The organism is Novosphingobium sp. CF614, from assembly GCF_900113255.1.
Classification (GTDB): Bacteria; Pseudomonadota; Alphaproteobacteria; order Sphingomonadales; family Sphingomonadaceae; genus Novosphingobium.
In genome coordinates, this window is the sequence record NZ_FOOR01000003.1 from 57,585 (window position 1) to 79,900 (window position 22,316).

17 protein-coding genes are annotated in these 22,316 nt (G+C 65.8%); 8 read left to right on the forward strand and 9 right to left on the reverse strand.

All coding sequences use genetic code 11. The annotated features are described in order from the left end of the window. Window positions 1-23 precede the first annotated feature (23 nt). Both BM052_RS05170 and BM052_RS05175 read right to left on the reverse strand, forming a co-directional pair. On the reverse strand, window positions 24-938 hold the full coding sequence (locus BM052_RS05170; RefSeq protein WP_091144075.1) for a dioxygenase family protein: 915 nt from the start codon (window positions 936-938) through the stop codon (window positions 24-26). Between the two features lie 112 nt (window positions 939-1,050). Next, window positions 1,051-1,821 carry a response regulator gene (locus tag BM052_RS05175; RefSeq protein ID WP_091144077.1) on the reverse strand — a complete coding sequence of 257 codons (771 nt, stop codon included), beginning with the start codon at window positions 1,819-1,821 and terminating at the stop codon, window positions 1,051-1,053. A 681-nt stretch (window positions 1,822-2,502) separates the two neighbouring features. On the opposite strand from BM052_RS05175, the gene BM052_RS05180 reads away from it, so the two are divergent. From BM052_RS05180 to BM052_RS05190, 3 genes are all read left to right on the forward strand, one after another. Next, window positions 2,503-4,581 carry an ATP-binding protein gene (locus BM052_RS05180; RefSeq protein WP_091144079.1) on the forward strand — a complete coding sequence of 693 codons (2,079 nt, stop codon included), beginning with the start codon at window positions 2,503-2,505 and terminating at the stop codon, window positions 4,579-4,581. Continuing rightward, the gene (locus BM052_RS05185) at window positions 4,578-5,516 is read left to right on the forward strand and encodes an autotransporter domain-containing protein (RefSeq protein ID WP_091144081.1); all 939 of its coding nucleotides are present in this window, start codon (window positions 4,578-4,580) and stop codon (window positions 5,514-5,516) included. The genes BM052_RS05180 and BM052_RS05185 overlap by 4 nt, the downstream gene beginning before the upstream one ends. Before the next feature lie 243 nt (window positions 5,517-5,759). Further along, window positions 5,760-7,082 (forward strand): UDP-glucose dehydrogenase family protein, encoded by a 1,323-nt coding sequence (locus BM052_RS05190; protein ID WP_091144083.1) that lies wholly within the window; start codon window positions 5,760-5,762, stop codon window positions 7,080-7,082. A gap of 12 nt (window positions 7,083-7,094) precedes the next feature. Here BM052_RS05190 and BM052_RS05195 read toward each other — a convergent pair whose 3' ends face one another. From BM052_RS05195 to BM052_RS05205, 3 genes are read right to left on the reverse strand one after another with little or no spacing between them, the layout of a single operon-like run. After that, entirely contained in the window at window positions 7,095-8,411 is a 1,317-nt protein-coding gene (locus tag BM052_RS05195) for an amidohydrolase family protein (protein WP_091144085.1), read from the reverse strand. Continuing rightward, window positions 8,408-9,808 carry an amidohydrolase gene (locus BM052_RS05200; RefSeq protein WP_091144088.1) on the reverse strand — a complete coding sequence of 467 codons (1,401 nt, stop codon included), beginning with the start codon at window positions 9,806-9,808 and terminating at the stop codon, window positions 8,408-8,410. Before BM052_RS05200 ends, BM052_RS05195 begins: the two co-directional genes overlap by 4 nt. A 50-nt stretch (window positions 9,809-9,858) precedes the next feature. Continuing rightward, window positions 9,859-11,514 carry a peptide MFS transporter gene (locus BM052_RS05205; protein WP_091144090.1) on the reverse strand — a complete coding sequence of 552 codons (1,656 nt, stop codon included), beginning with the start codon at window positions 11,512-11,514 and terminating at the stop codon, window positions 9,859-9,861. 269 nt (window positions 11,515-11,783) lie between these two features. Here BM052_RS05205 and BM052_RS05210 point away from each other — a divergent pair, with 269 nt between their 5' ends. Next, window positions 11,784-12,065: an integration host factor subunit beta gene (locus tag BM052_RS05210; protein WP_091144093.1), complete on the forward strand. Its 282-nt coding sequence runs from the start codon at window positions 11,784-11,786 to the stop codon at window positions 12,063-12,065. Between the two features lie 450 nt (window positions 12,066-12,515). Here BM052_RS05210 and BM052_RS05215 read toward each other — a convergent pair whose 3' ends face one another. From BM052_RS05215 to BM052_RS05225, 3 genes are all read right to left on the reverse strand, one after another. Beyond that, window positions 12,516-13,700 (reverse strand): pyridoxal phosphate-dependent aminotransferase, encoded by a 1,185-nt coding sequence (locus BM052_RS05215; protein ID WP_091144096.1) that lies wholly within the window; start codon window positions 13,698-13,700, stop codon window positions 12,516-12,518. A 38-nt stretch (window positions 13,701-13,738) separates the two neighbouring features. Then, window positions 13,739-14,554, reverse strand: coding sequence for a sulfite exporter TauE/SafE family protein (locus tag BM052_RS05220; protein WP_091144097.1), 816 nt, complete (start codon window positions 14,552-14,554; stop codon window positions 13,739-13,741). A gap of 108 nt (window positions 14,555-14,662) precedes the next feature. Continuing rightward, a complete protein-coding gene (locus BM052_RS05225; protein ID WP_091144100.1) occupies window positions 14,663-17,320 on the reverse strand; it encodes a TonB-dependent receptor plug domain-containing protein in 2,658 nt (885 codons plus the stop codon). A gap of 95 nt (window positions 17,321-17,415) precedes the next feature. Here BM052_RS05225 and BM052_RS05230 point away from each other — a divergent pair, with 95 nt between their 5' ends. The 4 genes from BM052_RS05230 (at window position 17,416) to BM052_RS05245 (ending at window position 21,771) form a co-directional block, all read left to right on the forward strand. Beyond that, a complete protein-coding gene (locus BM052_RS05230; protein ID WP_143084745.1) occupies window positions 17,416-17,709 on the forward strand; it encodes a hypothetical protein in 294 nt (97 codons plus the stop codon). A gap of 315 nt (window positions 17,710-18,024) precedes the next feature. Next, entirely contained in the window at window positions 18,025-18,690 is a 666-nt protein-coding gene (locus tag BM052_RS05235; protein ID WP_091144447.1) for a response regulator, read from the forward strand. A 10-nt stretch (window positions 18,691-18,700) separates the two neighbouring features. Beyond that, window positions 18,701-20,233 carry a sensor histidine kinase gene (locus tag BM052_RS05240; protein WP_091144104.1) on the forward strand — a complete coding sequence of 511 codons (1,533 nt, stop codon included), beginning with the start codon at window positions 18,701-18,703 and terminating at the stop codon, window positions 20,231-20,233. A gap of 251 nt (window positions 20,234-20,484) precedes the next feature. After that, window positions 20,485-21,771 carry a dicarboxylate/amino acid:cation symporter gene (locus BM052_RS05245; protein ID WP_091144106.1) on the forward strand — a complete coding sequence of 429 codons (1,287 nt, stop codon included), beginning with the start codon at window positions 20,485-20,487 and terminating at the stop codon, window positions 21,769-21,771. A gap of 28 nt (window positions 21,772-21,799) precedes the next feature. Here the strand turns inward: BM052_RS05245 and msrB are convergent, their stop codons facing one another. Beyond that, window positions 21,800-22,291, reverse strand: a complete 492-nt coding sequence (msrB, locus tag BM052_RS05250) for a peptide-methionine (R)-S-oxide reductase MsrB (RefSeq protein WP_091144109.1) — start codon at window positions 22,289-22,291, stop codon at window positions 21,800-21,802. Window positions 22,292-22,316: the final 25 nt, after the last annotated feature.

The window sequence follows — 22,316 nt, forward strand, 5'->3', positions numbered from 1 at the left end:
CCACGCGCGACCGGCGCCGCGGGTCAGAGGGCGACGCCGATCAGGGCGCTGCCGGAATATCCGGCGCTCAGGCTGCCGGTGATCGTCGGGGTCATCTGCGCGAGCTGGGCCGCGGTGTTGTCGCCAAAGACATTGTCGGACGAAAGCGAGATCGCGTTGTAGTTGGCGATGCTCGCGGTGTAGCGCGAATCGCCGGTGAACACGGCGGTGTTGGTCGCCGCCGGCATCGCCAGCTGCGAGATCAGGCTCGCGGTGCGCCCCGTGCTGGCGGAGGTGAGGCCGCCGGTGAAGACCTCGAAGTGGATGTGCGGCCAGCGGCCGGAATAGCAGGCCGGATAGATCGTGGTGAAGGTGACCTTGCCGCTGCTGTCGGTCACTTGCACCCCGCGCAGGTAGCTCTCGGTGGTAACCCCGCTGGAGTAGAGCGAATATTTCCCCGCCGCGTCGCAGTGCCATATGTAGATCGCCGCGCCTTCGATCGCCGCGCAGCCACTGTTGACGTCGACCAGCTGCAACACGAGGTCGAGCTGCACGCCGCTGGCCGTCGTCGAGGAACCGATGAAGCTGGAACGGATATCGGAACGCACGATGCCGCTCTGGGTCAGTACGTTCGAAGTGGCGCCGCTCGAAGTGTTGGTGCCGTCGGCGGGGTAGGGGCCGTTGGTCTCGGTGGGATCGGCGATGCAGCTGCTTGCCGACGAACTGCTCGATGAAGAGGAGGAGGACGAGCTGCTCGACGATGACGAGCTGCTCGACGAGCTGGAGCTTGACGAGGAGGAGGAACCGGACCCGCTGCTCGAATCGTCGCCTCCACAGGCGGCGACCGCCGCCGCGGTGCCGGCACTGGCGAAGAAGGCAAGCGCGCGGCGGCGCCCGATCATCCGCTCACCGAGCGTGGCCAGGTCATGCGCCAGGCCCCTGTCATGGTCGTCGTTCATCAAGTTCTCCCTTGTATTGCGGTTCCGGGGCGGAGGCAGGAAGACGCCGCCACCGGAACGGGAGGGAGAATTGCGGGCCGGCCTTTGCCGGGAGATTTCAGAAGAATTGCGGCTAGTTTGCCGATTGTTCCGCCGTCACCGAAGGAACGAACAGGTATCCCTCGTTGCGCACGGTGCGGATGATATCCTGCCCGCCGTCTCCCTCGGCCAGCTTCCGGCGCAGGCGCGAGAGCTGGACGTCGATGGCGCGGTCATAGTGTTCGCTGTCCTCGCCGCGCGACCAGTCGAGCAACTGGTCGCGCGTGAGCACGCGGCGCGGGTGTTCGGCAAAGGCGCGCAGCAGCCGGAATTCGCCATCGGAAAGCGTAATCAGCCGGTTCGCCGGATCGAACAGCAACCTGAGCCCCAGATCCATGCGCCAGCCGGCGAAGCGCAGGCCCTCGCCGGAATCGAATTGCGCGATGCCCCCGGTCGGGCTCGCGGGCTGCTCGCCTTCGCCTTCCGCCTTCGCGGTCCCGCCCCGCCGCCGCAGCACCGTGCGGATACGGGCGAGCAGTTCGCGCGGGTTGCACGGCTTCGCGAGATAATCGTCGGCACCCATCTCAAGCCCGACGATGCGGTCCACATCGGTCCCCACCGCCGAGAGCATGATGACCGGCGGCGCGCCGGGGCCAAGCTGGCGCAGCGCCGTCAGACCATCCTCGCGCGGCATCATCACGTCCAGCACGATGAGATCGAAATGTTCGCGCCCCAGCAGCTCGCGCATGGCCGGCGGATCGGCGGCGACCGCGGTCTCGTATCCGTGCTTGGCGAGAAATTCGCTAATCAGCGAGCGAATGCCCTCGTCGTCGTCGACAATGAGGATGCGGGTCTGCAAGTCCATCGAAGATGTTTCTAGTAGCATCGCCGATCAATAGGAAGCCAGTGTTCCTCGCGCATTTCAAAGCCGGCGCGGGGTGCGGGCACCGGTGAAATGCCGCTGCAAAATCGGTGAAATTCCCCGGCAATCTACACGGCCCAAATCTTCGGTCATGAAAAGTCGAACGCGCTTGGAACCGTTTCGGGCAGCCGGCTTCGCGAACTGCACGGCGCCCCCGCCTTCCCGCTTCGCGAAGCCCGCACTGTCCGGAACGTTCAAAGCCACCGTCCGCCGCACCACCGCCACGGTGCCGGGCGGTGCCGGAACCGTTCGTCGGGCTGGAAACGAAGTCGCACCCGCCCGGCCCGGCGACGGTTCCGGAACCATCGTTCGAACGATTCCCCGCTTGGCGCGACGGCCGAAAGGTGACACAGGCGCTTGCTGCCCGCCCCGCCGTCGGCCCTCCGAAGCCGCGCGCCGCATGGGCCAACCAGATTCCGCCCGGGCGCGGTGCGCGAAACCGCACGCGTCCGGAACCGTCCGAGGTGACCGTTCCCGCTGCCGAACCTTCGGGCCGGCAACGGGAACACGGAGCGGGAACAGGAGGGACGTGTCCCTCTCTCCTGTACCCGCTCCGCAATCTTCCCCGCGCGGCGGCGAACGCCCGCCTCGCAATCGCCGCGAGATCGTGGCAATTCCGGCGCCATGACGCTGCCTGGCATTCCCCACCGAATCGGCCTCCCCCTGGCGATGCAGATGATCGCCATCCTCGTATGCGCGCTGCTGGCCGCGCAACTGGTGACACTCGCACTCACCGTGCTGCTGCCGCCCAGCCCAACGGCGCGATGGGACATGGACGAAGTCGCCGCCGCGCTGGTATCGCGCGACTTGCCCGAGCGCCTCGAACGCCGCGAGATGAGCGGTCCGCCCGACGTCAGCGGCCAGGGCTGGCTGGTTTCCGAATCCTCCCGCGAAGCGCTGGCCGCGCGTCTCGGCCGCCAGCCCCGGGACGTGGTTCTTGCTTTCTACACCCAGCTCCCTGTCGGCGGCGTGGCGGTGCCGGCCAACAGCCGCTCGCCGCTGGCCGTGCGCGCCGAGCCGTCAGCTGGACCCGAATCACCTGGTCTCGAATCGCTCCTGATCGAAACCGCCCGTGCCCAGTCGATACCCGGCGGCCCGCCACCGGGAGGCGCCGCCGGACCGGGCGGCATGCCTGGCGGCGGCTTCCCCGGAGGCATGCCGCCCGGCGGCTCCGTTCCGCGCATGCCTTCGATGCCCGGCGGCAGCGTACCGGGCGCGGGACCGCGTGCGGGTATTCCGGCGGGAGGTCCGCGCACGCCTACAGGGATGCCCGGCGGAGCGGGCCAGCCGGGCGGCGGAAGCGCGCCTTCCCCGTCGACCCCGGCCACCGTTCCCGGAACCGGCGGACCGGCGCAGCCGGGAAGCGGCGGGGTGGCAAGCGGAGCCCCAGGTGCAGCCCCGGGCGGGCCGGCCATGGTCGGCGGAAGCGCGCCAGGTGGCATGCCGGCCGGCGCGCCAGGCGGCGCACCCGGCGGCATCCTCCTTCCCCGCCTGACCGAACGGCCGCCGGCCGCGCCGCCCCGCGCCGCCGAAGCCGTCGCCCCCTCCCCCACCCCCAGCGCCGCCATTGCGTCGATCCCATTGCCGCTCGCGAGCGCCCCCGCGCCGGCGGCCGCGACCGCAGCGCCGGCCACCGCGAGCGCCGCCGCGCCGCAGGCCGAGCCCGCCGTGCCGGGCAAACCGCAGCCCATCCCGTTCCGCCGGGTCCAGGATTCGGTGTTCGATCTTGCCTCGCCGCCGTTCATCGAGGGTGATTTCGTCGCCGCCGCGCGCCAGGACGACGGGCGCTGGCTTGCCGTGGCGCCGCGCGCGGAACCGTTCCCCAACGCCTGGCAGAAACGCGTCATGCTGTGGTTCGCGCTTTCGCTGGCGGTGGTCAGCCCGCTCGCCTGGCTCTTTGCGCGGCGCATCGTGCTGCCGCTCAGGGATTTCGCGCAGGCCGCCGAGCAGCTCGGCCGCGATCCTTCGGCGACGATCCTGCCCTTGTCGGGACCGGCGGAGATCGGCCGCGCCGCCAATGCCTTCAACCAGATGCGCAACCGCCTGCGCGCCTTCGTCGATGATCGCACGGCGATGGTCGGCGCCATCAGCCATGACTTGCGCACCCCGCTCACCCGCCTGCGCTTCCGCATCGAGGACGTGCCCGACGAACAGCGCGATGGCCTGCTGAAGGAAGTGACGGAGATGGAAGCGATGATTAGCGAGGTCATCGCCTTCATCCGCGACGCCTCCACGCCGGGCCCGCGCGAACGCATCGATTTCGCCGATCTCGTCGCCGGCAGCGTCGCCGATGCCCGGCTGGTGGGCGCCGACGTCGAGATCGAGCGCAACGCCCATATCCCGGTCGACGTCGACCCGGTCGGCATCCGCCGCCTGCTCGGCAACCTGCTGGAAAACGCGATCAAGTATGGCGCGCACGCCCGCGTGCGCGTGTCGCTTGCCGATGGCGAGGCGGTGGCAGAGATCGTCGACGGCGGCCCCGGCATCCCGGAAGACGAGTTCGACCGGGCGTTCGAGCCGTTCTACCGCAGCGAATCGGCAAGGAAATCCGGCCAGAAGGGCAGCGGCCTCGGACTCGCCGTATGCCGCTCGATCGCCCGCGCCCATGGCGGCGACGTGTCCTTCACCCATGCCCGCGAGGGTTTCGTCGCCCGCGTCACCGTGCCGGCGGCTTTCGATCCGGCACTGCGCAAGGCGGCATGACCACCCTCGCGCGAGCCGGCGCGTCGCGGCCCCTGGCGCCGATGCTGATCGCCGCGCTGGCGGCGGGATCGATCCCGGCGCACGCACAGGATGCCGATGCCGCCGCCGTGCCCATCGTTGCCCAGGCCGACGAGGAAGTGCCGCCCGCACCGCCATGGACCGCCACCGCGTCGGCCGGGATCGGCACCCGCGACGGCGGGCCGGACGGGACCTGGCAGGCGCTGGCGCTCACGCGCGCGGTAGGGCGTGGCTATTTGCGCGGCGCGGTGATGCGCTATCACGGCACGCTGCTCCAGGCGGATACCGCGCTGCCTTCCGAATATCTGGTAGGCACCCTGGCGGCGGGCGGCAACTTCGCCGACTGGGTGGTAGACGGGTGGGCCAGCTATGGTCGGCAGGACTATGGAAGGATCAGCACTTCGGCCGGCAGCAGGCCCAGCACCGGCGCCTCCGGCAGCGACTATTATGCGCTCGGCGGCGATTTCGGCCGCGTGCTGCGGCTGGGCGAGAGCTGGTATCTGACACCCACCGTCGCCGGGTCCTACGCCCATGGCAGGCTCCTGCGCCCGGCCCCCACGGGCACCAGCCAGACCGACCTGGAAACCGAGGAGCCAAGCTGGTCGGCCAATGCCGCGATCCGCCTCGACCATGCCTTCGGCGCCCGCAGGCGCCACTACGCGGGGCTCGCCATCTCGCGCAACTGGACCGGCAATGCCGTTTCGGCCCTGGTCGCGCCCGACTTCACGGTGGAGCCGGACGAACTTGGCGGCAGCCTCGACAGCAAGCATTATGCCGATGGCTGGTTCGAAGCGAGCGCGACCGCCAACATGGAACTGACCGCCAGCCTGCACCTGGACCTGTTCGCGACGCGCGGCTTCGGCATGCTGGCAGGGAACACGACCTCGGCCGGCATCTCGCTGCGCAAGTCGTTCTGACCTGGCGCAAGATATCGAAAACCCCATCAGGCCGTCCGTCCCGAGCGATGCCGCAGCCTTTTCGATCGGATCGACCCCGCACTTTGCCGCTGGGCGGTTATCCTCTATGGCGCGCCGCTAGGCGGACGGGGTTGGATTTTGCCGGGTCTGGTTGGTTTTTCGTGATTTCCGGGCCGCCAGGTGATTCCATCCGGCTCGAAATCACTCTAAGGGCTGGGCGGATTTCGACCGGATGAGGTTTCCATGAAAATTGCAATGGTGGGTTCGGGCTATGTCGGCCTGGTTTCCGGCGCGTGCTTTGCCGATTTCGGTCATGACGTGGTGTGCATCGACAAGGACCAGTCGAAGATCGACCGGCTGCATGAAGGGGTCATGCCGATCTACGAGCCGGGCCTGGACGCGCTGGTGACCAGCAACGTCAAGACCGGCCGCCTTTCCTTCACCACCGACCTTGCCGAGGGCATCGAGGGCGCGCGCGCGATCTTCATCGCGGTGGGCACCCCGTCGCGCCGGGGGGATGGGCATGCGGACCTTTCCTATGTCCGTGCGGTCGCCCATGAAGTGGGCGAAAGCCTGTCCAACGACGCCGTCGTCGTCACCAAGTCGACGGTCCCGGTCGGCACCGGCGACGAGGTGGAGCGGATCCTGCGCGAAAGCCGCGCATTTCGGGAAAAGGGGCACCGGATATCGGTGGTCTCCAATCCCGAATTCCTGCGCGAGGGCGCGGCGATCGGCGACTTCAAACGCCCGGATCGCATCGTCATCGGCGCCGAGGACGATTTCGGCCGCGAGGTTATGCGCGAGGTCTATCGTCCGTTGTTCCTCAACGAATCGCCGATCCTGTTCACCTCGCGCCGCTCCTCCGAGCTTATCAAGTACGCGGCCAACGCCTTCCTCGCGACCAAGATCACGTTCATGAACGAGATGGCGGACTTGTGCGAGAAGGTGGGCGGCAATGTCCAGGACGTGGCGCGCGGCATCGGGCTGGACGGGCGCATCGGCGGCAAGTTCCTCCACGCCGGCCCGGGCTATGGCGGCTCGTGCTTCCCCAAGGACACGCTGGCGCTGCTCAAGACCGCCGAGGACTATGAGAGCCCGGTCCGCATCGTCGAGGCGGTGGTCAAGGTCAACGACCTGCGCAAGCGCGCGATGGGCCGCAAGGTCATCGAGGCGCTGGGCGGCAGCGAAGCCGCGCGGGGCAAGCGCGTGGCGATGCTGGGGCTGACGTTCAAGCCCAATACCGACGACATGCGCGATTCGCCCGCCATCGCCATCGCCCAGACCCTGGCCGATGCCGGCGTCACCACGGCCGCCTACGATCCCGAAGGCATGGAGCAGGCCCGGCCGCTGATGCCCGAAGTGGTGATGGCCACCGATCCCTATGCCGCGATCGAGGGCGCCGACGCCATCGTGATCGTGACCGAGTGGGACGCCTTCCGCGCGCTCGACCTGGACCGGGTGAAAGCGCTTGCCAAGGCGCCGGTACTGGTGGACCTGCGCAACATCTACAAGCCTGAAACGTTGCGCGCGGCCGGTTTCGTCTACTCGTCCATCGGCCGCACCTGAACGCCCCCAAAGCTACCAGTCGTAAGCCTTGGGCAGTTCCGACTTGTCCAGGTCCTTGTAGCGGTCCTTCAACCGGCTTTGGTGGTTTTCGAGCGGTTGCTTCACGCCGTCGATCCAGACTTCCAGCGGGGCGGAGGAGAGTTCGAGCGGATCGCCGTCCCACAGCACCACGTCGCCCACCGCGCCGGGCGCCAGGACCCCGGCCCGAATATTGCCGCTTTGACCGCCATAGCCGCTGATCTCGGCCGGGATCGAAGTGATCGCGGCGAAGGCATCGCCCCAGGACAGGCCGGCAGCGCCGGGCAGCTTGCCCAGTGCGACGAGGTTGCCCGCCTGCTGCGGGGCGTAACGCGGCTGGTTGCCGCCGGTGAACATGCCGATCGCAACCTTGACGCCCGCCCGCTTCATCCGTCCGACGTTGGATTGGGTGGCGGCCAGCGTCTCGAACTGTTCGGGCAGGTCGCGCAGCGGCATGGTTATCACCGGCACCTGCGCGGCGGCGATCTCGCCCGCCACCAGCCAGCCCTCGGCCGCGCCGACCAGCACCAGGTTCAGCTTCGGGAATTCGCCCTTGAGCGCCAGCACCGCACGGATGTCCGCCGCGCGCTCGACCCCGACGTAGAGCGGCTGGCGGCCGTCCACCACCCCGGCCAGCGCCATGGCATCGACGCGCGTCAGCATGGCGTCGCTCTGGCGCGCGGCCCCGGCGGGAAGCGCGGCCAGTTCCCGGGCCTCTCGCAAGGCATTGCGCAGCGCCACGTGGGCGGCCACACGGCTGCCGCCTGCCAGCTTCGCCCCGGCCTCTCCCAGTTCGACGAACTGGAAGACGCGCGGCTTCATCACCATGGCGCCGTCGGCGGCAAGATCTATCACCGCGCCTTGCCCGGCGAAGATCGAATGGCCGTTGAACGCGGCCACGCTGGCCCGGGTCACCCCGCCGGCGCGGCTGATGGCGACGTGCTGGCTGGAAGGATTGAGCGCCGGCATGACATCGAGCGCGGCGTTGAAAGGCGAATCGCCGGCCTCCAGATCGTTGCTCTCGTCGACCGCCTCGACATCCCAGAGGCCAAGGTCGGTGACGGCCGAGAACAGCCCCGGGGTCACCCATTTGCCGGTGCCATCGACGACGGGCACGCCCGCCGGCACCGCCACACCGGCCCCCGCGGCGACCACCTTGCCGCCGCGCACGACCACGGTGCCATGCTCGATCGGCGCGCCGCCGTCGCCGAGGGCCAGGGTGGCGTTGGTCACGGCGATGTCCTGCGCGAGGGCCGCCTGGGGTATGCTGAAGGCCGCCAGGGCGGCGATGAACAGGGCGCGGCGGCTCATTTCACGTCTCCTTCGCCGGGCTGGCCGAGTTCGAAGTCGCTCACCGGGCGCCGCTTGCGATCGAGCGCGTCGAACAGCAAGGCTCCGTCGATCCAGACTTTCTCGGGCCGGGTATAGACCGAAAGCGGATTGCCGTTCCACAGCACCACGTCGGCCATCTTGCCTTTCTCCAGACTGCCGGTCTGGCCCGCGATACCCATCGCCCTGGCGGGATTGTACGTGAACCAGCCGATCGCTTGCGCGTCGGGAATATCGATGCCGATGCGCCGCCCGTCCGCCTGCGCCTTGGCAGCCTCCTGGTTGAGCCGCTGGATGCCGTTCTCGTCGTCCGAATGGATCACCACGCAGGCGCCGGCATGGGCGATCAGCGCGGCGTTTTCCGGAATACCGTCATAGGCTTCCATCTTGAAGCCGTACCAGTCCGCCCAGACCGCCGAGCAGATGTCGTTCTCCCGCAGGAGATCCGCGATCTTGTAGCTTTCCACCGCGTGGTGGAAGGCGGTGACCTTGTAGCCCATCTCCTTGGCCATATCGATCACCAGCGCCATCTCGTCCGCGCGGTAGCAGTGGTTCTGAACCAGGATTTCACCCTTGAGCACGCCCACCAGCGTGTCCTTGCCCAGGTCGCGGTCGGCATCGGGATCGTTCATGTACTTCTTCGCGTCGAGCCAGGTCTGGCGATTGACCGCGAAGTTGCCCATCCGGGTGGAGGGCTTCTGGTTCTTTTCCCCATAGACGCGCTTGGGGTTCTCGCCGCAGGCCATCTTGAGCGAATAGGGCGCACCGGGAAACTTCATGCCCTGCACGGTCAGGCTCGGCACGTTCTTGAGCGTGATCGAGCGGCCGCCCATCAGGTTCGCCGAACCGGGCAGGACCTGCAGCGCGGTGATCCCGCCATTGGCGAGCGCCCGGGTGAAACCGGGATCCTGCGGCCAGACCGAGTGCTCGGCCCAGACATCGGGCGTGGTCGGGCTGGTCGCCTCGTTACCGTCGGAACTGGCATCGACCGCAGGCGAGGGATAATCGCCCAGGTGCGAGTGGATGTCGATCACCCCGGGGGTGACGAACTTGCCCGCCGCGTCGATACGATCGTAACCGTCGGGAATCGCAAGGTCGGCGCCGCCGACCGCGACCAGCTTGCCGTCCGCGAACAATACCGTCCCGCGATCGATCCGCCCGCCGCGCCCGTCATAGATGGTGGCCCCCACCAACGCGGTGGGCCGGCCCGGATAGGGCTTGTAGGTGGAAGGGTAAGGCATGGCCGTGGTGGCCTGATCGCCTTTGTCCTTCTTCTTCTTGGCGTCGGCGCTCTGCGCCGTGAGCGACAGCGCCAGCCCGAGCGTGAGACACAGCATCATGCTCCATGACCGCCGCCGCATCGCGGACGATACCCTCATCACGTTTCCCCTGTTGGCCGCCCGGTCGCGAACGAGCCGGCGTTTGACAATCAATTCGGTTTGAGCTCCGGATGCATGCCGGCCTCCTGCGGCTCCAGCCCGATCGCCTCCTGGCCGAGCAGGTCATCATCGGACACGCGGTCTTCGAGCGTATCGAGATGCATCCAGCGCTTGACGATCGGCGAAAGGAGCAGGACGACGACGGCGATGCCGATCGTCACCCACCCGATCCTGCTGTAGATTTGCAGCGTCAGCGCCTTCGACATCGCACCGCTTTCGCCGCCCGTCGCCTCGCCGATCCTGCCGGCGACGAAGTTGCCCACCGCCGTCATGTAGAACCAGGCCCCCATGATGAAGCTGCCCAGGTGCAGCGGCGCCAGGCGAGTCATCGCCGAAAGGCCGACGGGCGACAGGCACAATTCGCCGGTGGTGTGCAGCAGGTAGATCAGGAAGACGAAGAACACCGAGGTCATCACCGCCGAATCGCCGGTTCCCGCACCCCAGACGAAGACCAGGAAGCCCAGGCCCACCTGGACCAGCGCAAGGCCGAACTTGGCCGGGGCGGAAGGCTCCAACCCGCGCTTGCCGAGGAACTGCCAAAGCCCCGCGAACACTGGGCCGAACAGCACGATATAGATCGGGTTGATCGATTGGAACAGGCTGGTGGGAACCCCACCGCGATCCACGTACTTGTCGGTGAAGAGGCTCAAAGAGCCGCCGGCCTGCTCGAACAGGCCCCAGAATACCGGATTGAGCGCGATCAGGAACAGCATCGCGAAGATCCGCTGACGCGGTTCCTTGGGCAGCTTGAAGGCTTCATAGAGCGTGTAGAGCAGCATCGCCACGCCGGCGACGATCAGCAGGTTCTGGATCACGGTGACGAACTGGATCAGGAACCAGATCACCGCGACGGCGGCGATGCCGGTGCCGTAGAGAATCGCTTCCCCGTTCCTCGAAAGCGGTGCGGGCGGCTCGCCCCTGCCCTTGAGTGCGGGCCGGCCGGCAACGAAGATGACAAGGCCCAGCGCCATGCCGATCCCGGCCAGGCCGAAGCCCCAGGACCAGCCGATCGTCTCGCCCAGGTAGCCGACCAGGAGCGTGCCGAGCGCGGCACCGGTGTTGATGCCCATGTAGAATATCGTGTAGGCCGCGTCGCGGCGGATATCGCGCATGCCGTAGAGCTGCCCGACGATCACCGAGATGTTGGCCTTGAGGAACCCCGCGCCGACGATGATGAGCGAGAGTGCCAGCCAGAACACGTTGATCGCCGGGTCCGCCTGCTTAAGGGCCGGGTCGGTCACCCCCTGCATGCCTTCGTAGGCCATGAACAAATGGCCGAGCGCCAGCACGACGCCCCCGAACAGCACCGCTTTCCTCTGCCCCAGCCAGCGGTCGGCCAAATAGCCGCCCAGCACCGGGGTGATGTAGACCAGGCTGGTATAGGCGCCGTAGATCAGGTTCGAATTGCCGTCAGTGAACAGCCAGAACTTTGTCAGGTAAAGGATCAGCAGCGCGCGCATGCCGTAGTAGGAAAAACGCTCCCACATTTCGGCATAGAACAGCACGAAGAGGCCGCGGGGATGGCCGACGAACTCCTCGCTCTTGCGGGTGGCGATGATGCCGCCGATGGCGAGGACGGCGAAAAGGGCGATGGCGGCGATCGCCGCGATCCAGTCACCCTCGGTCCAGCTTGCGATGTCCTTCATGCGACGCCTTGTTATCCTTATTGATCCCGAAACGGGTCCGTTTCGGGAAGGTCCGAAGGAAGGCGAGGTTAGCAACCAAAACGGCGCTGTAAATGGGGCGCTGCCGCCGCGATCGCCGCGGCGCCGCAGGCCACGCACCGTTTCGGCATCGTTCCAGCTAGGGCATTGCGCGAAGGGCGCCGCGATGGCATTTTTGCGACAGCTTTTCGGCCGTGCCCGCGTAATTTTATGATTCGCGGGGATTTGTCGTTTTTTTCGGGGGTGGCGCAATGATTAGATCGGAACTTCTGCAGGCTCTTGCGAAAGACAATCCGGAACTGCGGGCGGAAGAGGTGGAGCGCGCGCTCGATACCTTCTTCGACGAGATCAGCGAGCGACTCGCCGGCGGCGGGCGCGTGGAACTGCGCGGCTTCGGCGCCTTTTCGACTCGTCACCGCGAAGAGCGCAAGGGCCGCAACCCGCGCACCGGCGAAACCGTGGAAGTCCCGGAAAAGCGCGTCCCCTACTTCAAGCCCGGCAAGGAAATGCGCGCCCGCCTCAACATGACCTGAAACAGGCATCTGCCCGAGCCTGCGCCAGAGGGCCTTCGCCAGAGGGCCTTCACCAGACCGGGGCCGAAACGCAGGTAGGGAGAACCCGCACTTCGCGCTTGGCTCGGAATCAGCGACCTTCTATAGCGCCCATGGTCATGCGGGCGTGGCGAAATCGGTAGACGCAACGGACTTAGGCCAATTCTTGAGTGCTCGCGGGGAAACCCGCGATGCAGAACTGCTCAAATTCGGGGAACCCTTTCACATGGCGATCCCGAGCCAAGCCGCGAGGCAGTGCCTCGCGGAAGGTGTAGAGACTAGACGGGCAGCACCTAATCCCTTCGGGGCATGGTGAAGGGATAGTCCAGACCACAAACGCCCCATCCGGGGCGGCGGCGAAAGCCGTAGCTGGTAAGAAAATCCGTAGGGCTTTGCCCGTGCCGGTTCAAGTCCGGCCGCCCGCACCATTCCTCATGCCATCAGGATCTTGTCGAGGGCGAGGCAGAATTTCTGCATCTCCTCGGCCGATCCCACGGTCACGCGCGACATCTGCGGATAGGCGGTCCAGGAACGGCCGATCTGCACGCCATGCTCAAGGAAGGCGGCCATCATTTCGGCGGGCGTCTTGCCCTTCCATTCCACCATGAACATGTTCGCGTGGCTACCGGGAATTACATTCAGCCCCCGGCTCCGGATATGCGCGATGGCCTTCTCCCTCACCGCGATCATCTGTTCGCGCCGCGCCTTGATCTCGTCCGCCAGCGGGAGCGAAGCGGTGCCGCAGGCGACGGCGGTCATCGGCAGCATGTTGGTCACCTGCTGGCCGTCGTAGCGCATCATCCTGCCGTGCAAGTCCTTGGAGGCAATGGTGAGCCCCAGGCGCATGCCTGCCATGCCGAACAGCTTCGAGAACGTGCGCATGACGATCACGTCATCGCGCGCGGCCGCCAGCTTCGCCGCGTTGGGCGTGCCGGCGAAATGGATATAGGCTTCGTCTACCAGCAGGATCGCGTCCTTCGGCTTGTTGTCCGCCAGCCACATGATGTCCTCGATCGGCGTCAGGGTGCCGGTCGGGTTGTTGGGCGAGCAGACATAGTACAGGCCCGCGTTGGGATCCGCCGCCAGCATCGCCTTGACGTCATGCCGATAGTCGGAGGTCAGCGGCGCCTTGGTCACCTTGGCGCCGATCCAGTCGGCGGTGCGCCAGATCTGTTCGTAGGTGGGATCGGCGGTGACGATGCCCCGGGTCGGCGAGGCGAACGTGATGGCGGTGCGATTGAGCGGATCGCTCGATCCGGGCCACGCGGTGACGCGTTCGACCGGCACGCCCTCCGCTTCGGCGACGGCCGCGAACAGCTTGGCATGGTTATCGTTGGGTTCATAGCGATTGCCCTCCGCAATGATCGTCATGGCCGCGGCGACCCCTGCCGGGAGCGGTCCGGTCCAGCATTCGTTCGACCCGATGCGAACCGCGCCCACCACGGCCTTGGCGGACTGCTGGGCAAACGCGGGCGCCGCCTGCGCGGCCGTCACGGCTCCGCCCAGCAGGGCCGCGATCTTTCCGAAATTGCGCCGGTCATAGCCGCGCGACAGCAGATCGTTCCTGATCTCTTCGCGTTCCATGCAATCGGCGATGGTTGCTTCTCTCACGGACATCTTCCTACCTCCAGTTCGATGACGGGCCATGGCCGCCTTCAGAGTTGCAGCGATTTGCGAAACATGACGAGCGCGATGACGATAAGATAGACCCCGAATATGCGCTTGAGCATGGCCGGCTGCAACGAATGGGCCACTGCCACGCCAAGCGGGGCCGTCAGGATCGAAGTCGAGGCGATGGCGATCGTGGCCGGCAGGTTGACGTAACCCACCGAGCCCCACGGCAAGCCCTTTTCCTGCAGGCCGATGATCGCGAAACCGATCGCGCTCGGGATCGCGATCAGCGTGCCCACGCCCGAGGCCGTCCCCACCGCCCGGTGAATCGAACGGCCGCACAATGTCATAATCATGATGGCGATCGTACCGCCGCCGATACCCAGCAGCGAGGAGAAGGCACCGAGCCCCCCCGCGAGCCCGACACGCAGGGCGCCCGAGGGCATCTGATCGCTCAGCACCTTGTCACCCAGGCGCGGCACGAGGAAATTGAGCGACATCAGCAGCACGCCGGTCGCGAAGATCAGCGTCAGCACGCGGCCGTCGACATGGCTGGCCAGCAGCACGCCAAGCCCGTCACCCATGACGATCCACGGCGCCCAGCTCTTCAGGATTTCGAAATCGACCGCGCCGCGCTTGGCGTGGCTGGTGACCGAGCGGATCGAAGTGACGATGATCGTGGCGGCCGAGGTCCCGACCGCGACATGCGCATATTGCGCGCTGTCGCCGCCCAGCAGGTGCAACATCATCAGCAGCGCGGGCACGACCACGAAGCCGCCGCCGATGCCGAAGACGCCACCGGCAAAACCGGCGGCCAGGCCCGCCCCCAGCAGTCCCACCGTGGGAAAGAGCCAACTCATTGAAGATATTTCCACTATATGGAACTCGCCTGGACCTGGTTTCGACGCGAAAAGTGCGGACGCCATGCAGGAAACACTGCCAACGGCGTCCGCCAGGGGTGGATCTCTTCAGAAGTTAAAGCTTATTCTGCCATAGTAATAGCCACCATTGATACCATAGGGTGAAATGGAGGGGTAGACGTTGGACGAATAGCCACGCGAACCGCTCGCAAGCTGGGCACTGCGAATGTATTGGTACGAGCGCTTGGTCGGATAAGTGTTGAACAGGTTGTTCGCACCGACCGAAAGCTTGAGCGATTCGGTCAGCTTCGCGCTCAGTTCAAGGTTGGTGATGAAGGCCGAATTCACCGGGACCTTGAGATCGGCACCTGCCAGCGAGCTGTTGCCCGGGGTCGATTCAAGCGCATAGACCTGCGAGTAGAAATTCTCGCGCAGGTTCATGCTGAACCATCCCGATTCGAGGTATGCGGACAGGCTGGCGCGGAACTTGGGCGTGCTGTGCTCCAGTTCGACGACCCGGTATTTGTCGATGATCGCGGTGGCGCTGGGATCGGTCTGGTTGACGTAGAGAGCCGATGGCAAGGCGGCGATCTTCTTGACCTTGTTCTCATTGTAGTTGGCGGAGAAAGTCCAGTCGATCGTCGCGAAGCTGGTCGGCATCTGGTAGTTCGCCACGAAGTCGATACCCCGCGTGCGCATGTCGGCGCCGTTGACGAAAGTCTGCACCGCGACCTGGCCATCGATGTTGCGATCACCGGTGAGGGTATCGGTGAGCACATAGCTGGGAATGGTGCCGCCAAGCGCCGAAGCGACGGCATCGAAGACGGCCTGCTGGTTATAGGTGAAGTAGTTGTCCGCACTGTAGGCGACGCACTGCGAGGCGTTGGAACCGGAATAGCCTTCCGGGCAGTACTTGCCGTTGAAGCCGTAGAACGAGCTTGAGATGAGGATGCGATCGCGGATCTCGATCCAGTAGGCATCCAGCGTGACGCTGATGCGCGAGCTTGGCGTGAAGACGATGCCGGCGCTGAAGTTGGTGGATTTCTCAGGCTTCAGGCCGCCGAAGCCGAGCGCGGCGCCCGCGGCGGAGTTGGCCGGCAGCACGCCGAAGACACCGCTTGGCGCCACGTTGATGCCCGAATAGAACCCTTCCGCCAGGGTCGGCGCGCGAAAGCCGGTCGATACGGTGCCGCGAATGGCGAAGGTGGCCGAAAAGTCATAGCGGCTGGTCAGCTTGAACACCGTGGTATCGCCAAAGTCGCTGTAATGCTCGTGGCGGACCGCGCCGTCGACGAGCCAGTCCGGTGTCGGTTTCAGGCTGACATCGAGATATTGCGAGAAGTTGGTGCGGCTATTGTCGCTCGCGTCGTTCGGACTGTAGCCGAAGAACGACTGGGCGCCGCCGCCATAGTAGGACGCCGGATCCCCATCGACGATGCCATAAGTCTCGCGGCGCCATTCGAGGCCCGCCGCGACATTGACCGGCTGGGAAAGGCCGACGTCGAAAGCATGGGTCAGGTCAAGCGTATTGGTCCACTGGGAAGCCTTGAAGTCGCCGTTGTGGAACTCGGTGGGAGTGAATCCGGTGTCGGCGTAAAGCTGGGCGTTGCCCGAATTCTCGACGTAGACGCCAACGAAATCCTTGCCGTAGGTCGACGCGAAATCGAAGGTGGTATCGCCCAGCGCGCCCTTGAAGCCGCCGGTGATGGAGTAGTCGGTTTCATGCACCGCTTCGAGTGGCTGGAAGCCGCTGGGATAGAACGGCGTGCCATCGCCGTCGACGATCACCGACGGCGTGCGGTAGTTCTCGTAGGCATGGGCATACTTGTGACCATAGCTGCCGAAGCTGTATATTTCGAAGTCGCCGAACTCGTAGCCGGCATTGTACATGACCGAGGTCTGGTCGATCTCGGGATCGCCCTCGATCCGGTTGACATAAGGATAGAATGGCGCGTCGACGATATCCGGATAGGCCGCCAGGTTTTTCAACGCGGCCGCGCTGCTGCCGTAGACGTTCGGGTTGATATCGCCGCGGAAGCTGAAGCCCTTGTGCTTCTTTTCGGCGGTGATGTTGAAATAGGAATTCTCGACCGGCGCGAAGCCGACATTGCCGGAGATGGCGTAGCTCTTGCCGCCGCCGTCGTAATATTGCCCGCCGGTGACATTGACGGTGCCGCCGTGATCGGCCGTCTTCTGGATGATGTTGATGACGCCGGCGATGGCGTCGGTGCCATATTGCGCGGCTGCACCGTCCTGCAGGACTTCGATATGATCGATCGAATCGGTCAGGATGAAGCTCATGTCCGGCGCGGCGCTGCCGCCGTATGGGCCGCCGGCGACCGAGACATTGGCGGTGCCGTGCCGGCGCTTGCCGTTGATGAGGATGAGCGTGTGGTTGGGGCTGAGCCCGCGCAGCTTCATCTGCAGGTTATGCGCCTGGAGATCGCCGCCGAAAGCCTGCGCCTGGACCGAGGGCAGGACCTGTGCAAGGCTCTGGATGAGGTCTGGCTGGCCCGTGCTCTTGATGGCTTCGACACCGAGGATCTGGACTGGCGCCGGGCTGTCCACGGCGCGCATGCCGGTGACGCGCGTACCCGTTACGATGATCGCCTCGCCGGTCTGATCGGCCGTGGCGGCAGCGGCTGCCGCCTCGGCCTCGGAGCCTGTGGTCGCCATGGCGGCGGCGGTCTGGGCAAGAACGGGCTGCGCGAAGGTGCAAAGGCCCGCCGCGAGCGCGGCAATCGATGCTGTGTCCCTGTATTTCATCTGGATCGGCCCCTCATCTGCTGGACGAAGTTTCTTGGGTTGGCCTCTCCCAGAGATTCCAAATTCTGCTTATTATCTGAAAAAAGGAGATTCTTTTGCAGGTCATGGGCGGCTCGCCGCGGCTGGTGCGGAAGTTCGGCGCCGCCAAGCCCGGGCGCGGCCAATCGCTTTCGCCGGCGCTCCACCGGGAGGCGCGACCGGCCTTTCGCATTTCGTCTCGTTGCGGCGGCGCGGGCCAGTTCCTGCGGCCGCGGGCAAAGTCATGCCACCGCTTCGACGGGAACAAGCGCGGCCTGGCGCCCGGCGCCGAAGCCGCGCTCACCGAGGCGGAAGTGAAGCGCGAAACCCGGATGCAGCGAGGCCGCGCGACCGAACTGGTTGACCATTGAGCCCCTTTCAACCGCGTAGGCCTGTGTCGCGCCCGTAACCTTGCTGGTTGCGACCCCGGCAACGGCCTCAGCTTGCGTGGAGGTGCGAATTTTCGTCCACGCACGGCGAAGTTAGGCTGGACGACCTGTCACCAAGCTGTCACCCTCCCGGACACAACGGAAAAAGAATTTTCGGGTCGGCGACAGCTTGATGACAGGTTTCCGCCAAACAGTGCCGAATCGAGAAAGATAAGGAAGTACGTCGATTCCGCAGGGCGGTTTCGCTCCCGCTATGGATGGGGAGGATGCCACAACTCTTCTACAGGGAGTGAGTTGTTGCGTATTCTGATCGTGGAAGATGACCGCAGCCTTGCGCGCGGGATGGAAGCTTCGATGGCCGCCGCCGGTTTCGCCATGGATTTCGTATCGACCGGTGAAGAGGCGATCGAGGTGCTGTTCACCGAGCCTTACAATCTCGCGATCCTCGATCTCGGATTGCCCGATATGGACGGCCTGGAAGTGCTGAGCCACCTGCGCCGCCGCGAACTGCAGATTCCCATCCTGATCCTGACCGCGCGCGACGCCGTGAGCGATCGTATCGAGGGGCTCGATCGCGGCGCGGACGATTACCTTTCAAAACCTTTCCACCCGCGCGAGCTGGAATCGCGGGTGCGCGCGCTTATCCGCCGCAGCCTCGGCACCGCGGATCCGGTGCTGCGCATCGGCCGGCTCAGCTTCGATCGCTCGACCCGCACGGTCCAGCTCAACCGCTCCGTCGTCGAATTGCGGCGGCGCGAACTCGCCGTGCTGGAGACCCTGATGGGCCGCCCGGGCAGGGTCGTGACCCGCGAATGCCTGACGGCCGAAGTGTTCAATTTCGCCGATGCGGTCGCCCCCAATGCGCTGGATGTCTATGTCGGACGGCTCCGGCGCAAGCTGATGCCGGACGGCCCGGTGATCCGAACGATCAGGGGCCTGGGGTACATGCTCGAAGGCAGCTGAAACACGCTCGATGGGGTCGTTGCGCTCCCGGCTGACCGCGGCGGTCATGATGCCGCTGCTCGCCCTTGCCATGACGTTCGGCGGAATCACATGCTGGATGATCCACACCACGGTTTCCACCGCTTCGGACCGCGCGCTGGTGGGGTCCGTCACGATCATCGGCCGGGCGATCGATACCCGGGTTTCGGTGCGTGACCAGATTCTGCCGCTCGCGGTCCATCTGCTGCAAAGCCGGGCCACGCCGGTGCCCCACTACAGCGTCCATGATGGAAACCGCCTCGTTGCCGGCACGCCCTGGCTGGTGCCGCCGGACGATTACGACCCGCGGCCCGGCGCGAAAATGCCTCATCACGCACCGGCCGGCTTTCCCAGCAGCTACCGGAATACGCGGCTTGTCAGCGGCTATGTCGACGCACGTGATGCCGAAGGCGTCATCCAGCCGGCTTACCTGCGCGACGCGGTCCTGGAGGGCCGGCCGGTGCGTATCGCCACCGAGATTCGCGTGCTGCAACACTCCGGGAGGCCCGTGGCGATCCAGGTCGCGGACTTCCTCGACGATCGCACTGCCTATGAGCAGACCTATTTCCTGCGCGTCGTGGGGGCCGGAATATTGATCGTCATGATCGCGGTGCTGCTGTTTTACGGGGCGATCACCTGGGGACTGCGTCCTTTCGCATCGCTGACAGCGCAGATCGAAAAGGCACGCAAGTTGACGTCATCGCATTTCCGCCTTGCCCTGGCGGGCGATGCCCCGAAGGAAGCGCATCTGCTGGTCCGGGCTTTCAACGAACTCATGATGCGCACCGAGCGGGCGGTCGATTCGCTCAGCCAGTTCACGGCGAATGCCTCGCACCAGCTTCGAACCCCGCTTGCCATCGTGCGCGTCCATGTCGACGTCCTGGAACGTTACGGCCCCTCCTCCCCCCAAGGCGCCGTCGCGCTCGCCGACATCGGCGCCGCGGTGACCGCGCTCGAAAGATTGCTGTCGCAGCTCATCTCGCTTGCCCGGATGGATGAACAGGAACACGCGATCGACCCCTTGGAGGCCTTCGACCTGACCGGAGTCACATCGAATCTCGTCGCGACCCGGGTCGCCCAGGCCGACACCGCGAAGATGGATATCGGCTTCGAGGCGAGCGGAAACCCCGTCATGGCGCTCGGCCATGCCGTGCTGGCGACGGAAATGATCGGCAACCTGCTCGACAATGCGATCCGCTACAATCGTCCCGAGGGCGCGGTCACCGTGCGCGTCCTGCGCCGCAACGGAGAGCCGAGCATAGAGATCGAGGATGACGGTCCCGGCATCGCGCCGGACGATCGCGAGAAGGTCTGGGAGCGTTTCTATCGCGCGCCCACGGCCGATGCCCCGCCGGGCAGCGGGCTCGGGCTTCCGATCGTCAAGGCGCTCGGCGAGCGGATGGGCGCCAGAGTCACCTTGGCCGAGGGGCGCGACGGACGAGGCGTATTGGCGATCGTCGCGTTCCGGCGGGCGGAATCAAGGTCTGATACTTTTTCCGATACTTATCACGCGTCAATCGCGTAGATGACAGCTTGCTGACAGGGTTTCCAAGGCAAGCAGACTTCCAGAAGAGTCGACTGCTTAGACTCCGGCAACCGCGTGCACGCAGTATGACGGAACCAACAGGATGACATCCGCGAAATGATGCACCCAGACTTCCGGTCGAGCCCGGCCAATGCCAAGTCTCTTGAAACGAGGCTCATCTTCTCCCTTCGGCCGCTCGCAAAGACGAAGGAAAGGGGAACAAGCGTTCCGATCAATGAGATTTGGTATAAGTGACGCCCATAACACGAACACCTTCGATCGGTCGCTGGCTTCGGCCGCAACCGCACATTCTCCTGTTCGCCGGTTTCGCCATCGGCACGGGCGCGGGCACTCTCGTCGAATTCCTGGGCACGGACCGCGCCTTCACGTCGCTGCTGCTGACTTGCTTCATTCGGCCGGTCGAACGGACCTTCCTGAGCGTGTTGTTCCTGCTGATCGTACCGCTGCTGTTTTCCGCCATCATCAGTGGCCTCTCGCGGCTTCGCGGCAACGCCGGGATGCAGGGATTGCTGGTCACGACCTTTGCCTACATGGCGGCGGTCTCCGCCTCGGCGGTGTTGATCGGACTGGCCATGGCCAATCTTTTCCGTCCCGGCGACGGCATCCCGCCGGAGGTCGGCCAGCACCTGCTCGACGCGCGCGCGCCGCCGCTTCCCGAAAGCCTGATGAGCATCGCGCAGGGCTACCGGCCGGCGAACGGCTGGGTGCTGGGCATGGTGATCGTCTCGCTCTCGATCGCCCTGGCACTGCCCTTTTTCCGCAAGCAAGGCGGCCGCCGCCTCCTGGCGGGCTGCGAATGGCTGTTCGAAGCAGGCATGAAAGTGCTCTCGCTGGTGACGCGATTCGCGCCGATCGCGGTGGCCTGCTTCATGTTCGACATGACCGTCATGTTCGGCTGGCACCTGTTGTTCTACCTGAGCGCCTATGTCGGCGTCGTGCTGGCCGCGCTGGCGCTGCAGATCGCGGTCACTTTCTCCATCGTCGTCTGGATGCGGGGCGAAGTCTCGCCGGTGAAGTTCCTGCGCAGCGTGCAGGAAGCCGCGCTGATTGCGTTCTGCACATCCTCTTCCAATGCCACCTTGCCCACGGCGCTCAAGGTTGCCGAAGCCGATCTCGGACTGCCCGACCGCGTCGTGAGGCCGGTGCTCGGCATCGGCACGGTCGCCAACCAGAGCGGCACCGCGATCTATACGGCCGTGACGGTGCTGTTCGTCGGGCAGTTCTTCGGCATGGATCTCTCGCTGGACCAGCAGGCGCTCGTGTTTGTCGTGGCGACGCTGGCCGGGATGGGCACGATGGGCGTTCCCGCCGGCGCGCTCCCCACCGTCGCGACCATGCTGGCCCTGACGGGCTTGCCCCCGGAAGGCATAGGCCTGGTGATCGGCGTCGATCGCCTGCTCGACATGTTCCGGACACTGGTCAACGTCGTCGGCGATCTCGCCATAGCGGTGGCGATCGCCCGCGAGCCGGTAGCGGCGCACGGCGATGCCGCCATCGCGACCCGCGAGATCTACTGAAAGCCGAACCCGGTAGCGTGATCGCGCATCAGCCGGGCCGGAAAATCATGGCGGCGCCGTTCATGCAATAGCGCTGGCCCGTGGGTGGCGGGCCGTCGTCGAAGACGTGGCCCAGGTGCCCGCCGCAGCGCGCGCAGTGGACTTCGGTGCGCGGGTAGCCCAGCTTGAAGTCGGTCGATGTGCCTACCGCACCGGGCAGCGGTTTCCAGAAGCTGGGCCAACCGGTGCCGCTGTCGAACTTGGTTTTGGAGGAATAGAGCGGATTGCCGTCAGCCGCGCACAGGAAGGTGCCGGCGCGGTGTTCATCGTTGAGCGGCGAGGAAAAGGGCCGCTCGGTGCCGGCCTCGCGCAGGATATGGAACTGCGCGGGCGTCAACCGCTGGCGCCACTCGGCCTCGCTGTACCGGACCGGAAAGACCTTCGCCTCGGCATCGCCGCCGCCGCAGGCCGCCAGCACGGGAAGCGCGGCACCGGCGCCGAGCCAGCCAAGGATCTGGCGACGGGTGGCCTTGAAGGACATGGGTTCTCCTCTCTCCCGCTCGACA

Excerpts from the sequence above, each read along its gene's own strand:
- BM052_RS05180 (WP_091144079.1), top strand. The coding sequence starts at position 2,503 with ATGACGCTGCCTGGCATTCCCCACCGAATCGGCCTCCCCCTGGCGATG.
- BM052_RS05190 (WP_091144083.1), top strand. The coding sequence starts at position 5,760 with ATGAAAATTGCAATGGTGGGTTCGGGCTATGTCGGCCTGGTTTCCGGC.
- BM052_RS05240 (WP_091144104.1), top strand. The coding sequence starts at position 18,701 with ATGGGGTCGTTGCGCTCCCGGCTGACCGCGGCGGTCATGATGCCGCTG.
- BM052_RS05205 (WP_091144090.1), bottom strand. The coding sequence starts at position 11,514 with ATGAAGGACATCGCAAGCTGGACCGAGGGTGACTGGATCGCGGCGATC.
- BM052_RS05215 (WP_091144096.1), bottom strand. The coding sequence starts at position 13,700 with ATGTCCGTGAGAGAAGCAACCATCGCCGATTGCATGGAACGCGAAGAG.
- BM052_RS05185 (WP_091144081.1), top strand. The coding sequence starts at position 4,578 with ATGACCACCCTCGCGCGAGCCGGCGCGTCGCGGCCCCTGGCGCCGATG.
- BM052_RS05170 (WP_091144075.1), bottom strand. The coding sequence starts at position 938 with ATGAACGACGACCATGACAGGGGCCTGGCGCATGACCTGGCCACGCTC.
- BM052_RS05175 (WP_091144077.1), bottom strand. The coding sequence starts at position 1,821 with ATGGACTTGCAGACCCGCATCCTCATTGTCGACGACGACGAGGGCATT.
- BM052_RS05210 (WP_091144093.1), top strand. The coding sequence starts at position 11,784 with ATGATTAGATCGGAACTTCTGCAGGCTCTTGCGAAAGACAATCCGGAA.
- BM052_RS05195 (WP_091144085.1), bottom strand. The coding sequence starts at position 8,411 with ATGAGCCGCCGCGCCCTGTTCATCGCCGCCCTGGCGGCCTTCAGCATA.
- BM052_RS05225 (WP_091144100.1), bottom strand. The coding sequence starts at position 17,320 with ATGAAATACAGGGACACAGCATCGATTGCCGCGCTCGCGGCGGGCCTT.
- BM052_RS05200 (WP_091144088.1), bottom strand. The coding sequence starts at position 9,808 with ATGAGGGTATCGTCCGCGATGCGGCGGCGGTCATGGAGCATGATGCTG.
- msrB (WP_091144109.1), bottom strand. The coding sequence starts at position 22,291 with ATGTCCTTCAAGGCCACCCGTCGCCAGATCCTTGGCTGGCTCGGCGCC.
- BM052_RS05220 (WP_091144097.1), bottom strand. The coding sequence starts at position 14,554 with ATGAGTTGGCTCTTTCCCACGGTGGGACTGCTGGGGGCGGGCCTGGCC.